Here is a 13091-nt window from a genome sequence, read left to right on the forward strand (position 1 = left end):
GATCTGCTCCGTTCGCACGCTTTCGTTCACCCTCTCCCACCGCCGTACCGGTTCGTTCGCGGAACGCGGGACGAATCAGTTCTCGAGCAGCGGATCGGTTTGCAACTCCCACCGGAGATTGCCAAACGGCTATACGCGGCGATCGAATAGCCCGGCGTACATGACTGCTGTCCTCTTCGATATGGACGGAGTGCTCGTCGACAGCGAAGACTACTGGGTCGACTTCGAACGCGAGGAGCTCTTCCCCGCGGCCGTCCCCGACGCGGACGTCGACCTCGCCGAGACGAGCGGGATGAACTTCCGAGAGATCTACGACTACCTCGAGGTGGAGTACGGAACCGCCATCTCACGCGAGGAGTTCGTTCGGCGGTTCAACGCGGCTGCCGAGGAGATCTACACTGACCGCGCCCGAGCGCTCGACGGATTGCACGACCTCCTCGCCGAACTGGACGACCGCGGCGTTCCCACCGCGCTCGTCTCGTCGTCGCCACACGACTGGATCGGCATGGTCCTCGAGGAGTTCGACCTCGAGGGGTCGTTCGATCGCGTGATCAGCGCCGACGATATCGACGCCGCGAGCAAGCCGGCTCCCGACGTCTTCGAGCACGCGGCGGACGACATCGGCGTCCCGGCCGAGGACTGCGTCGTCGTCGAAGATTCAGCGAACGGGATCGAGGCGGCCGCTCGAGCCGGAACGATCGTGATCGCGTATCGGATCGCCGCCCACGGCGACATCGATCGGTCGCCGGCCGACGAAATCGTCGATTCGCCCGCCGAACTGCGAGAGCGCGTTCTCGCACTGGCGGAGAACGAGTAACGACGCCGACCGCCCCTCTCGCGATCGACCGTTGACCGCACCATTCACCCCGCTATCGAACGTCGACCGTCCGACTCGCTTCGATCGGAATCAGGGGCAGTTCGGGGAAGGCGACGCTGACGGTAAACTCGAGTTCCTCGGCGTCGGCACCGAAGACACCGATCGGGACGGTCTCCTCGTCGCGCAGGTAGGGGTTCGTGCTCGTCATCTCCACCCCATTGACGGTCACCCGGATGCCGGCGCGAGCGGGCTCGCCGACGTTTCGCACCGTGACCTCGCAGACCTCGTTCTCGCCCGTCGCGACGGTGTCGGGGAACTGCCCCCACTCGATTTCGACCGCCGGGAGCGACCGAGCACCCTCGGCGACGCGCTCGGCGACGCCCTCCGAGAGGCCGGCGTCGACGAGCCCCTCGACGCCAGCCTCGATGATGTCGCCGGGCGTCGACAGCCCTTCTTTCGCGAGTTTGCTCGCGCGACCCGGGCCGACGCCGTCGATGGCGGTCAGTCCGACGGCGTCCTCCGCGACGCCGTTCTCGATGCGGGCCTCCACCTGCCGCGCGAGGTTCGCGGCGCGGGGGCCGACGAAGCGATCGAGGAAGGCCCCGAGCGCCGAGAGGAGCCGCGTGGCGTTCTGTCGGATGACCCACGCGTCGCTGCGGAGTTCCGCGGGCGTGGACCCGCTGGCCGCCCCGCGGAGGATCGCGAGCACCTTCCGTTCGCCCGGATCGAGGTCCGCCGTGTCCTCCCCGACGAGCACCGCGTCGACCGCGTCGCGTTCGTCCTGCCGGGCCGACACCGAGTCGAACTCCTCGGCGGTCGCGACCGCCGCGAGGATGTCGCTCGCCTCGAGTTCGTCGTCCCCTTCGCTCCCCACGCGATCGCACAGTTCGGCGAAGCGCGCCGCCGTATCGAGTCTGAGGTAGTACTTCGAGGTCAACACGCCCCGCACCGTCGCCTCGATCGAGAGGTCCTCGCCGGTCTCGACGAAGCCCCGATCGACCAGCCCCTCGAGGCAGTCTCGCACCCGCTGGCGGAGGTTGGGAAAGTCGTACTCGTCGGGTTTGGACTGGCCGCGAACGTAGTAAAAGGTGGTCTCGAGCCAGTCCATCACGTCCTCGAGATCGGTGATGGTCCCCATCGCGATCTCGGCGTTGAGGTGGGTCTCCAAGCTCTCGGCCAGTCGGGACTCGATCTCCTTCCCGTCGCGGAGCAGCCGTCGGTACTTGTCGGCCTCGGCCGTATCGCAGACCACCCAGCCGTAGCCGACGTCGTCGTACCCCGGCCGCCCGGCGCGACCGAGCATCTGGAGCACGTCCAGCGGGCTCATGTCGACCTCGCCCTCGAGGGGGTCGTGCAGCTTCGTGTCCCGAATCACGACGCAGCGGGCGGGCAGATTGACGCCCCAGGCCAGCGTCGAGGTGGAAAAGAGGAGCTCGATGTGGCCCCGCTTGAACCACTCCTCGACGAGGTCGCGGTCGTTCTTCGAGAGGCCGGCGTGGTGGAAGGCCACCCCGTCGAGCGCCGATTTGCGGAGCGTGTCGTTCTCGAGGTCCTTCGATTCGGTGTGAAAGTCGTAGTCGCCGCGAGCGCCCATCGGAATGTCCCGCTCGGCGATTTCGTCTCTGGCCTTCTTCGCGGCCTGAACGGTGTCCTGTCTGGAAGAGACGAAGACGAGCGACTGGCCGTCCTCCCGGAGGTGGGGCTCCGCGAGGTCGAGCGCTCGATACAGCCGGCGGTACTTGTCGGCGAAGGAGTTGTCGCCGTGGGTGTAGGTCTTGACGCCCGCGTTGAGGTCGACGGGTCGGTACTCCTCGCCGAACTCGAAGGTCGTCTCCTCGGGCGCGTCGAGCCACGCCGCCACGTCGTCGATGTTGGGCATCGTCGCCGACAGCGCGACGATGCGGGGGGCACAGAGCCGCCGGAGCCGGGAGATCGTCACCTCGAGCACGGAGCCACGCCGATCCGCGTCCAGCAGGTGCACCTCGTCGATGACGCAGACGTCGATGTCGGTGACGAAGTCGTACCGTCGCGAATCGTGTTTGCGGGTCGCAGAGTCGAGTTTCTCGGGGGTCATCACGAGGATGTCCGCCCGGCGCGCGCGGCGGGGGTTCAGGTCGCGCTCGCCGGTGACGACGTAGACGGAGTGGTCCAGCGCCTCGAAGCGGTCCCAGTCGTCTTCCTTCTCGTTCGTCAGCGCTCGCATCGGGGCGATAAACAGCGCCGTGCCGCCGTCGGCGAGCGCCTTGCAGATCGCCAGTTCCGCGAGCGCCGTCTTCCCCGAGGCTGTAGGCGCGCTCGCGACCACGTTGTCCTCGGACTCGAGCAGTGCGGGCAGTGCCTCGCGTTGCATCCGGTTGAACTCCTCGAAGGCAAAGGCGTCGGCGAATTCGGGGAGAACCTCGGCGACCTCCATCACACGGTAAGGGGGAGTGCCGGGTCAAAGGCGTTTCCTTCGAGTCGCAAGCCGGTCGCCATCGGCTCTCTCTCGTGGCACTTCGCGTCTCCCGCTCGGCGCAGCGCCTATCGCGTATTGACGGCGGCGGCGATCGCAGCCCCCGCAGTGGCGAATACCAGCGGGTACAGTATGCCGCCGAGCACGATCGCGGGCAGGAGTGCCGGCGCGATCGAGCCGGTGACTTCGGCCCCGAACACGGACGCTTCCATGTTGAATTGGGCGACGACCGCACCGAGTCCCATAATCACGGCGTACCCGATGGTCACCGGCGCACCGGCGATGACGGCCTCGTCGAGAGCGGTGACGTTCCACCGCACGGCCAGGAACGCACCGACTGCGAACAACACGAGGGGTGGAAGCACGTACAACAGGTCGGCGCTCGAACTACTCGACTCGGCGATGAGGTTTTCGACCCATGTTCCGGCGAACGAACCGGCCTGTCCGCTGACCTCGATGTCGACCATGTGGGCCTCGTAGAAGTACCAGGCGACCCCCTTCCAGGTGGCGATCTCCTCGCCGCTCTCGCGCACCTCGCTCCCGATCAGCAGGAACGTGACGAGATAGCCGATAGCGGCGGCGAAGATGCCGAGTCCCGCACTCGCCGCGACGCTCGAGCCCCGCGATACTGATCCCTCTTCGGACGTTATCAGATCTGAAGACATTAACCATTCTAGGACCTCCTCGATCTAATGGCTTTGGTTCATCGATCGGTCCGAAAATGCCACCGACCGCTCGAGCGTTTCCCTGGCAGCGAAGGCCGGTCGACGACGCTCCTCACGGATTCCGCGTCGTCGCTCAGACAGCTGATCCGTCGGTCGCGACGTGCTCGAGCTGGTCGCTGAGCCGGCTGCTCGCCCGATCCGGCTTGGGGACGCGTTCGAAGGTCAGCTCCGGATCGCCGGAGCCGGCGGTGTAGACGGTCAGGTCGCCGTAGCCCAGCAGGCGGCCGATCCCCGACTGGCGCAGACTGGTGTTCTGGACGCGCTCGAGGCGAAACTGGGTGACGTCCCTCGAGACGATCCCGCGTTTCTTGTAGAGCTCCGAGGAGGTGATGACGTAGCGGGTGTTCGTCCAGACGAGATAGCGGACGGACGCGACGACCGCGCCGACGGCGATCAGGAGGACCCCGACGACCGTCAGGAGGCCGATGCCGTCGGTTGCGCTCCAGCCGGCGACCAGAAAGCCGACGAGCGCGACCCCGATCCCGATCGGCAGTCGAATCCCCATCGTGATCGGGTGGGGACGGCTCTCCCAGACGATGCTCTCGTCGTCGCTGATGTGAAACCAGTCTGGTGTCGAGCCGAAGGCCATCGGCCGCGCCTATTCCGTACCCGTCCGTAAAGCTATCGGGGGAACGGACCGATTAACGGCGATGTGGCTGAGTATCAGCCGTTTTGACGACACGCTCCGCCCCCGCTATCGCGACGGCCTGCCGGGGGACCACCACTGCTTTTCACTGCGCGGCCCGACGATGGGATATGAGCCGCGCGCGCAAACCCGACTGGCTGAAGAGCCGCCCGCCGTCGGGCCGGGAGTTCGCGGATATCCGGGAGACGCTCCGGGAGCACGACCTGCACACCGTCTGCGAGGAGGCCAACTGCCCGAACTTAGGCGAGTGCTGGTCGGGCCGGTCCGGCCCCGACGGAACCGCGGGAGCCGGCGACGCCGGCGGTGGGACGGCCACCTTCATGCTGATGGGCGACCGCTGCTCTCGAGCCTGTAACTTCTGCGACGTGAAAACGGGCGGGATGGAACCGCTCGATCCCGACGAACCCGCAAACGTCGCCGGTGCTATCGCCGAAATCGGGCTCGACTACGTCGTTCTGACGAGCGTCGACCGCGACGATCTCCCGGATCAGGGCGCGAGCCACTTCGCCGAGACGATCCGCGAGATCAAGGACCGTCACCCGGGCATCCTCGTCGAGGTTCTGATCCCGGACTTTCAGGGCGAGGAGCGACTCGTCCGGAAGATCATCGACGCCGAACCCGACGTGATCGCGCACAACGTCGAAACCGTCGAGCGCCTGCAGTTCCCCGTTCGCGATCGGCGCGCGAGCTACGAGCAGAGCCTCTCGGTGCTCGAGCAGGTCGAGCGCGAGTCCGACGTCTACACGAAGACCTCGATCATGCTCGGCCACGGCGAGTACGACCACGAGGTCTACCAGACGCTGGCCGACCTGCGCGAGCGCGGCGTCGACGTCGTCACGCTCGGGCAGTATCTGCGCCCGTCGAGAGATCACCTCGAGGTCCAGCGGTACGATCACCCCCACAAGTACGAGACGTGGCGACGCGTCGCCGAGGACGAGTTAGGGTTCCTGTACTGTGCGAGCGGCCCGATGGTCCGGTCGTCGTACAAGGCGGGAGAACTGTTCGTCGACGCCGTGTTGCGCGAGGGCAAGAGCGTCGAAAAGGCGCGAGCCGACGCGCGCCGCTCGAGTCCGGAGCGGTCCGAGCCCTGAGTAGGGACACCGGGACGGTCGCTTCGCTGCGCTGATCGGTGAACCAGCTTCGATCGAGCGCCCTTTTCACTCAGACCCAGTACGGTCTCGAGGCTCCGCTTCGACGATCAGCACAAAACCTCCATATCCGATCACTTCTGTCCAGAATCTTCCACTGAGGGTCGATATTTCCGAAGTGGCATGGCAAGAATCTCTCCGTTAGTAAACTATTTGGGAAACTCCTTTACCCTGAGCGATAGTTCACTAGGGTATGTACAGGTGGGTCTTCCCGTGAGTACGTTACAGCGCGATCCCGACGAGCGAGTACAGGTACTCGACGAGGCGGGCCGCGTTCGCGAGGGCGTCGACGTCCCCGACCTCACCGAGGACGAACTCGTCGAGATGTACGAGCAGATGCGGCTCGTTCGCCGCTTCGACGAGCGGGCCGTCAGCCTCCAGCGACAGGGACGGATGGGGACCTATCCGCCGCTGTCCGGTCAGGAGGCCGCACAGGTCGGCAGCGCTCACGCCCTAGACGCCGAGGACTGGGTCTTCCCCAGCTACCGCGAACACGGCGTCGGGCTGGTTCGAGGCCTCTCCCTCGAGCGAACGCTGCTCTACTGGATGGGCCACGAGCAGGGTAATTACATGCCCGAGGACGTCAACATCTTCTCGGTCGCCGTCCCCATCGCGACTCAGATCCCCCACGCGACCGGCGCGGCCTGGGCGTCGAAGCTCAAGGGCGAGGAGAAGGCCTTCATGTGTTACTTCGGCGACGGCGCCACGTCGGAGGGCGACTTCCACGAGGGGCTGAACTTCGCCGGCGTCTTCGACACGCCGAACGTCTTTTTCTGTAACAACAACCAGTGGGCCATCTCCGTCCCGCGCGAACGCCAGACGGCCAGCGCGACCCTGGCCCAGAAGGCCACCGCCTACGGTTTCGAGGGCGTCCAGGTCGACGGGATGGATCCGCTGGCGGTGTACAAGGTCACTCGCGAGGCCGTCGAGAAGGCGAAGAATCCCGGCGAGGGCGAACTGCGCCCCACCTTGATCGAGGCGGTCCAGTACCGGTTCGGGGCCCACACCACCGCCGACGACCCCTCCGTCTACCGGACCGACGACGAGGTCGAACGCTGGAAGCAGAAGGATCCCATCCCGCGCCTCGAGACGTACCTGCGCTCGAGGGGCGTGCTCGACGACGAGCGGATCGACGTGATCGAGGAGCGGGTCGAGGAGGCGGTTGCCGACGCCATCGACGGGGCCGAGTCGGTCGAACGCCCCGATCCCGAGGAGATCTTCGCCCACGTCTACGAGGGGATGCCCCGACGGTTACGGCGACAGCTCGAGTACTTCGAATCGATTCGCGAAGACCACGGCGACGACGCGCTGCTGGAGTGATATCATGTCCGTAGAATCCGACGCAGCAAACCTCACGCTGGTACAGGCGGTACAGGACGGCTTGCAAACCGAGATGGAACGGGACGACGACGTCCTCGTCATGGGCGAGGACGTCGGCAAGAACGGCGGCGTCTTCCGCGCGACCGAGGGACTCTACGACGAGTTCGGCGAGAATCGCGTGATCGACACGCCGCTCGCGGAGTCGGGGATCGTCGGCACGGCGATCGGAATGGCCGCCTACGGGATGCGGCCGGTGCCCGAGATCCAGTTCATGGGCTTCATCTACCCCGCGTTCGACCAGATCGTCTCGCACGCGGCGCGCCTGCGAACACGCTCGCGCGGGAGATACACGTGCCCCATGGTCATTCGAGCACCCTACGGCGGCGGCATCCGCGCGCCGGAACACCACTCCGAGTCGACGGAGGCGATGTTCGTCCACCAGCCCGGGCTCAAAGTCGTCATTCCTTCCACCCCCTACGACACCAAGGGGCTGCTGACCAGCGCGATCCGGAGTCCGGATCCGGTGCTCTTCCTCGAGCCGAAGCTCATCTACCGGGCGTTCCGCGAGGAAGTCCCCGAGGAATCGTACGAGGTCCCGATCGGCGAGGCGGCCGTCCGCCGCGAGGGGAGCGACATTTCGGTCTACACGTGGGGCGCGATGACCCGGCCGACGCTCGAGGCCGCGGAGAACCTCGCGAGCGAGGGGATCGACGCCGAGGTGGTCGACCTGCGGACGGTGTCCCCGCTGGACGAGGAGACCATCGTCGAATCGTTCGAGAAGACTGGCCGCGCTGCCGTCGTCCACGAGGCACCCAAGACGGGCGGTCTGGGAGCCGAGATCACCGCGACCTTACAGGAGGAAGCGCTCCTGTATCAGGAAGCGCCGGTGGAGCGCATCACGGGGTTCGACACGCCGTTCCCGCTGTACGCGCTCGAGGATTACTACCTGCCCGAGCCGGCGCGCATCGAGGACGGCATCCGAAACGCGGTGGAGTTCTAACATGGTCCGAGAGTTCGAACTCCCGGACGTCGGCGAGGGAGTCGCGGAGGGCGAACTGGTCTCGTGGCTGGTCGAAGCGGGCGACGCGGTCTCCGAGGATCAGCCGGTCGCGGAGGTCGAGACGGACAAGGCACTCGTGGAGGTCCCAGCGCCGGTCGACGGCACCGTCCGCGAGTTGCACGTCGAGGAGGGCGAGATCGTCCCCGTCGGGACGGTGATCATCTCGTTCGACGTGGCGGGAGAAACTGACGGGGCAGCCGAGACGGAGACCGAATCGGAGCGAGAGCAGACGAGCGAACCCGCCGGCGTCGACGAACCAAGCGAGCCACGGGACGCAACCGGTGACGCCGCCGGCGACCCCGGCGCGACCGGGGCGGACACCGAAGCGGTTGCACCGCCCGACGACCGCGTCTTCGCACCGCCGCGCGTCCGCCGCATGGCTCGCGAACAGGAGATCGACCTCTCGAGACTCGAGGGGAGCGGTCCCGGCGGTCGGATCACCGCAGCCGACGTGCAGGCCGCGACCGGGGGCGGGTCCGGTGACGGTGCGGCCCAGGTCCAGTCGCAGGCGGCCGAAGCAGCACCCGGCGGGGCGGAATCCCAATCGAGCGACTCGAGCGGAGCGAGCGCAGATACCGAGCCCACCGAGAAAACGGCGACCGAGAGTACGACCGCGGCCTCGAGTCCCCAGCGGACCGAGACGCCGACGCGGGTCGAGTCGGCGGACCGCGATACGACCCTCGCCGCGCCGGCGACTCGACGGATGGCTGCGGAGGAGGGGATCGATATCGACGCCGTCCCGACGACCGAAGAGCGCGACGGCGAGTCGTTCGTCACGCCGGAGGCGGTTCGGGAGTACGCCACCGCTCAGCAGCGGGCCCAAGACGCCGACCGTGAGGCGATCGAAGCGGGTGAACCGGTCAGTCAAACGGGGGTCGAATTCCCCGAGGGCGAGCGCGAACGCCGCGAACCGTTCAAAGGAGTCCGCAAGCGCATCGCCGAGGCGATGGTCGAGTCGAAGTACAGCGCGCCCCACGTCACCCACCACGACGAGGTCGACGTCACCGAACTCGTAGAGGTCCGCGAGGACCTCAAACCGCGCGCCGAGGAGCGGGGCATTCGACTGACCTACATGCCGTTCATCATGAAGGCCGTCGTCGCGGCGCTGAACGAACACCCCGAGATGAACGCGGTCATCGACGAGGCGAACGAGGAGGTCGTCTACCGCGACTACTACAACATCGGCATCGCGACCGCGACCGACGTCGGACTGATGGTGCCGGTGGTCGACGACGCCGATCGGAAGGGACTGCTCCAGCTCTCCTCGGAGATGAACGAACTCGTCCGGAAGGCCCGCGATCGGACGATCAGTCCCGGCGAACTACGGGGGTCGACGTTCACGATCACCAACGTCGGCGGTATCGGCGGCGAGTACGCCACGCCGATCATCAACTACCCCGAGGCGGGGATCCTCGCGATCGGCGAGATCAAGCGAAAACCGCGCGTGGTGACCGATGAAAACGGCGACGAGTCGATCGAACCCCGTTCGGTGCTGACGCTCTCGCTATCGTTCGACCACCGCTTGATCGACGGAGCCGTCGGTGCCCGGTTCACGAACACCGTGATGGAGTACCTCGAGAACCCCGGCCTACTATTGCTCGAGTGACCGAAGGCGAAGCTACCGACTATGGACGCGCACATTTCACGCACGACGCACGCGACGGAGGAGGATAGCTGATGGTCGTCGGAGACGTCACCACCGGAACGGACGTACTGATCATCGGCGCGGGCCCCGCCGGCTACGTGGCCGCGATCCGCGCCGGCCAACTCGATCTGGACGTCACGCTCGTCGAGAAAGACGCTTACGGAGGGACCTGCCTGAACTACGGCTGCATCCCCTCGAAGGCGCTGATCACCGCGACCGACGTCGCTCACGAGGCCGCCACCGCCGAGGAGATGGGGATCCACGCCGACCCCGCGATCGACCTCGCCGGGATGATGGACTGGAAGGACGGCGTCGTCGAGCAGCTCACGAGCGGCGTCGAGAAGCTCTGCAAGGCGAATCAGGTCACCCTGCTCGAGGGTACCGCCCGATTCGCGGACGAGAACACCGTCCGCGTCTCCCACAGCGGCGAGGGGCAGGGCTCGGAGACCCTCGAGTTCGAGCACGCCATCGTGGCGACCGGCTCGCGCCCCATCTCCATTCCCGACTTCTCGTTCGACGACGGTCCCGTACTGAACTCGAAACAGGCGCTCGCGCTCGATTCCGTCCCCGATTCGATGGTCGTCGTCGGCGGGGGCTACATCGGGATGGAACTGGCGAGCGTCTTCGCCAAACTGGGCACCGACGTGACCGTCGTCGAGATGCTCGACTCGATCCTGCCGGGCTACGACGACGACCTCAAACGACCGGTCAAACAGCGAGCCGAGGCCCTCGGGATCGACTTTCACTTCGGGTACACCGCCTCCGAGTGGTACGAGCCGGGCGACGGCATCCGCGTCGTCGCCGAGCCGGTCGACGGCGCTGCAGCGAACGGGGGGAGCACCGAGGCGATCGAAGCGGAACGCCTCGAGCTCGACGTCGAGAAGGTCCTCGTGGCCGTCGGCCGGTCCCCCGTCTCCGAGACGCTCGATCTCGAGGAAGCCGGTATCGAAACCGACGATCGCGGCTTCATCGAAACCGATTCGCGCGCACGCACGACCGTCGATCACATCTTCGCCGTCGGCGACGTCGCCGGCGAACCGATGCTCGCTCACAAGGGCAGCGCGGAGGGGAAGGTCGCCGCCGAGGTGATCGCCGGCGAGCCCGCGGCCCTCGACCACCAGGCGATCCCCGCAGTCGTCTTCACCGATCCCGAAATCGCCACCGTCGGAATGACCGAATCCGAAGCCGACGAAGCCGGCTTCGAAACGGCGACCGGCCAGTTCCCGTTCCGAGCGAGCGGCCGCGCGCTGACGACCGGCGATTCGGACGGCTTCGTGAAAATCGTCGCAGACGACGAAGACGGCTACGTCCTCGGTGCCTCGATCGTCGGCCCCGAAGCCTCGGAACTGATCGCCGAACTCGGCCTCGCGATCGAACTCGGCGCGACCCTCGAGGACGTCGCCGCGACGGTCCACGCCCATCCGACGCTCTCGGAGGCGGTGATGGAAGCCGCCGAGAACGCGCTCGGACACGCGATTCATACCCTGAATCGATGACGGCTCGATTCGTCCCGACGACGTGACGGCCACGATCCGCCGCGTCGCGCTATTTGGTAATCCGCTATGGCGCGCGCTGGCTTGCGGTTCGCCGACGGCGAACCGCAGGACGACTCCGTGCGAGGGATGAGAGAGCGGTGCGAGGGATGAACGGAGTGAATCCCTCGATAGCGAACGAATCGGCTGGGGAGGGCGTGGTAATTCCCCCTTGCCACGATAGCAATCTACTATTTCCTCTTCCTCATCGAGGCGATACGAAGCGTCCGTTCCGCGTCGCTTTCGCCTCGAGTCCGTCTTCTCACCTCGAGTCCGTCTTCTCACCTCGAGTCCGCCCTCTCTCGATCGGCGCTCGCGCTCGTTACTGCACGTACAGCGAGTATGCGATCACGAGAAACCCGGCCAGGACGAGCAGGCTCTCGAGCAGGATTCCGGTCGCGAGATCGACCTCGAGGAGTTCGTACAACATCCCGGCGAGTACCAGGCCGAGCGTCACGAGCCCGAACCCGGCCGCGAGATACCCGAGCGCGCGCTGTCGAGTCCGCCGGTACGCCTTGAACGCGAAGTACGTGATGACACCCCCGACTACGAGAACGAGCGTTTTGACGACCGCCAGCGCGAGCATCGTCTCGGTCGGCCCCGTCAGAATCGGATTCATGTTTCCTTTCGCACCTCCGACCACAGCTCCGCGAGCCGTTCGTCCGCCGTCCGGGCCGGTCGCTCGATATCGACCGACAGCGACCGATCCTCGTCCAGTCCGAGCGTAATCTCGTCGAACGCGACCGAGTACTTGCTCGCGTGGTGCCCGTCCTGTCGAATCTCGGTCGACTCCTCGAGTAACGTCGACTCGGTCAACAATTCGAGTTTCCGGTACAGCGTCGACTGCGGGATCTCACACCGCTTCGATAGCTCCGATGCAGTCATCGGCTCCTCGAGATTCCGGATGATCTCACGGCAGTCGGGATCGTCCAGCGCAGAGCAGATCTCCTCGGCGGACGGCGTCGACTCCGAAGCGAACGGGTCCCGGACCATTCGTCTCCCCCTTGCAACGCACGTGGTTTATCGGCATCGATGCGCGTCTCTGTCCCTCGCTCGGTAACTCTCGACACGAAGCTTTCTTGCGCGTGCGCGCTCGAGTGCGACCACGCGGGTATCATTCGGCCAGACCGCACCTGCAAGGGTGGGATGATCGGCCGACCTCCGCCCGCGTGACATTCTCGAGATTGGATCCGGCTCGCTCGAGCAGCTATCGTACTTATCAGTACTATTGACACCCTCCTTTCGTGGAAAACCGTGGCATGGTATCGGCTTCCGAGACGGGTCTCGTCCGACGGCCTTATATGTACACCCGGCATCTGATTGTAATGCGAACGACGTGGCGCACGCCGCCACGTCTCCTCCGGCCGCAACCCGGCACGGAGGGAGGAATCACATCCGTCCTCGGACGCCTCGTCGGGTCGGCCCGACGAGAGGTCGCGTGCTCGAGGGCTCCACTCGAGTGATGGTCGCGATCGGATCTGCCGGTCATGACGATCCGGAGCCCTTATACGTGGCTGGGCGTTCAGTTGTGATCGTACACATCCCCGCCGGCTGCGGTTTCCGGCGTGGGAGCGATCCGACGCCCTTATACGTTCGAGGGCATTCGGATGTGAACACGAAGATGTGGCGACGGGGCGTTTGGATACGCCGCGTCGACACGGACGATTCGGGGTCCGAAGGGGTTATGTACCCCTGACGGCTTATGAATACGTCCGAAGGAGATGAGGATCCTACCCCTGCGGTCCG

The 13091-nt window shown here is 66.0% G+C and carries 11 protein-coding genes; 6 read left to right on the top strand and 5 right to left on the bottom strand.

Features of this window, described 5'->3' with window-relative positions; genetic code table 11:
* Positions 1–160: 160 nt before the first annotated feature.
* Entirely contained in the window at positions 161–817 is a 657-nt protein-coding gene (locus AC0QDI_RS14205) for an HAD family hydrolase (RefSeq protein WP_474669203.1), read from the top strand.
* 52 nt (positions 818–869) lie between these two features.
* Here AC0QDI_RS14205 and AC0QDI_RS14210 read toward each other — a convergent pair whose 3' ends face one another.
* The 3 genes from AC0QDI_RS14210 to AC0QDI_RS14220 all read right to left on the bottom strand — a co-directional run bounded on the left by AC0QDI_RS14210 (position 870) and on the right by AC0QDI_RS14220 (position 4583).
* Positions 870–3230 carry a DEAD/DEAH box helicase gene (locus AC0QDI_RS14210; RefSeq protein ID WP_474669205.1) on the bottom strand — a complete coding sequence of 787 codons (2361 nt, stop codon included), beginning with the start codon at positions 3228–3230 and terminating at the stop codon, positions 870–872.
* Between the two features lie 107 nt (positions 3231–3337).
* Positions 3338–3934 (bottom strand): DUF7978 family protein, encoded by a 597-nt coding sequence (locus AC0QDI_RS14215; protein WP_474669207.1) that lies wholly within the window; start codon positions 3932–3934, stop codon positions 3338–3340.
* Positions 3935–4067: 133 nt separating this feature from the next.
* Positions 4068–4583, bottom strand: coding sequence for a PH domain-containing protein (locus AC0QDI_RS14220; RefSeq protein ID WP_474669209.1), 516 nt, complete (start codon positions 4581–4583; stop codon positions 4068–4070).
* Between the two features lie 107 nt (positions 4584–4690).
* Here AC0QDI_RS14220 and lipA point away from each other — a divergent pair, with 107 nt between their 5' ends.
* From lipA to lpdA, 5 genes are all read left to right on the top strand, one after another.
* On the top strand, positions 4691–5731 hold the full coding sequence (lipA, locus tag AC0QDI_RS14225) for a lipoyl synthase (RefSeq protein ID WP_474669252.1): 1041 nt from the start codon (positions 4691–4693) through the stop codon (positions 5729–5731).
* 270 nt (positions 5732–6001) lie between these two features.
* Positions 6002–7108 carry a pyruvate dehydrogenase (acetyl-transferring) E1 component subunit alpha gene (pdhA, locus tag AC0QDI_RS14230; RefSeq protein ID WP_474669211.1) on the top strand — a complete coding sequence of 369 codons (1107 nt, stop codon included), beginning with the start codon at positions 6002–6004 and terminating at the stop codon, positions 7106–7108.
* 4 nt (positions 7109–7112) lie between these two features.
* Entirely contained in the window at positions 7113–8108 is a 996-nt protein-coding gene (locus AC0QDI_RS14235) for an alpha-ketoacid dehydrogenase subunit beta (protein WP_474669213.1), read from the top strand.
* Position 8109: 1 nt separating this feature from the next.
* Positions 8110–9774, top strand: coding sequence for a dihydrolipoamide acetyltransferase family protein (locus AC0QDI_RS14240; protein ID WP_474669215.1), 1665 nt, complete (start codon positions 8110–8112; stop codon positions 9772–9774).
* Between the two features lie 71 nt (positions 9775–9845).
* Entirely contained in the window at positions 9846–11309 is a 1464-nt protein-coding gene (gene lpdA, locus AC0QDI_RS14245) for a dihydrolipoyl dehydrogenase (RefSeq protein ID WP_474669217.1), read from the top strand.
* Positions 11310–11667: 358 nt separating this feature from the next.
* Here the strand turns inward: lpdA and AC0QDI_RS14250 are convergent, their stop codons facing one another.
* Positions 11668–11964: a DUF7521 family protein gene (locus tag AC0QDI_RS14250; RefSeq protein WP_474669219.1), complete on the bottom strand. Its 297-nt coding sequence runs from the start codon at positions 11962–11964 to the stop codon at positions 11668–11670.
* On the bottom strand, positions 11961–12338 hold the full coding sequence (locus AC0QDI_RS14255) for a helix-turn-helix domain-containing protein (RefSeq protein ID WP_474669221.1): 378 nt from the start codon (positions 12336–12338) through the stop codon (positions 11961–11963). The genes AC0QDI_RS14250 and AC0QDI_RS14255 overlap by 4 nt, the downstream gene beginning before the upstream one ends.
* Positions 12339–13091: the final 753 nt, after the last annotated feature.

It is taken from the genome of Natrinema sp. LJW11, from assembly GCF_056135975.1.

Bases quoted from the DNA above. Each gene is read 5' to 3' on its own strand.
- AC0QDI_RS14205 (WP_474669203.1), top strand. From the start codon at position 161: ATGACTGCTGTCCTCTTCGATATGGACGGAGTGCTCGTCGACAGCGAA.
- AC0QDI_RS14210 (WP_474669205.1), bottom strand. From the start codon at position 3,230: ATGGAGGTCGCCGAGGTTCTCCCCGAATTCGCCGACGCCTTTGCCTTC.
- AC0QDI_RS14215 (WP_474669207.1), bottom strand. From the start codon at position 3,934: ATGTCTTCAGATCTGATAACGTCCGAAGAGGGATCAGTATCGCGGGGC.
- AC0QDI_RS14220 (WP_474669209.1), bottom strand. From the start codon at position 4,583: ATGGCCTTCGGCTCGACACCAGACTGGTTTCACATCAGCGACGACGAG.
- AC0QDI_RS14235 (WP_474669213.1), top strand. From the start codon at position 7,113: ATGTCCGTAGAATCCGACGCAGCAAACCTCACGCTGGTACAGGCGGTA.
- AC0QDI_RS14240 (WP_474669215.1), top strand. From the start codon at position 8,110: ATGGTCCGAGAGTTCGAACTCCCGGACGTCGGCGAGGGAGTCGCGGAG.
- lpdA (WP_474669217.1), top strand. From the start codon at position 9,846: ATGGTCGTCGGAGACGTCACCACCGGAACGGACGTACTGATCATCGGC.
- AC0QDI_RS14250 (WP_474669219.1), bottom strand. From the start codon at position 11,964: ATGAATCCGATTCTGACGGGGCCGACCGAGACGATGCTCGCGCTGGCG.
- AC0QDI_RS14255 (WP_474669221.1), bottom strand. From the start codon at position 12,338: ATGGTCCGGGACCCGTTCGCTTCGGAGTCGACGCCGTCCGCCGAGGAG.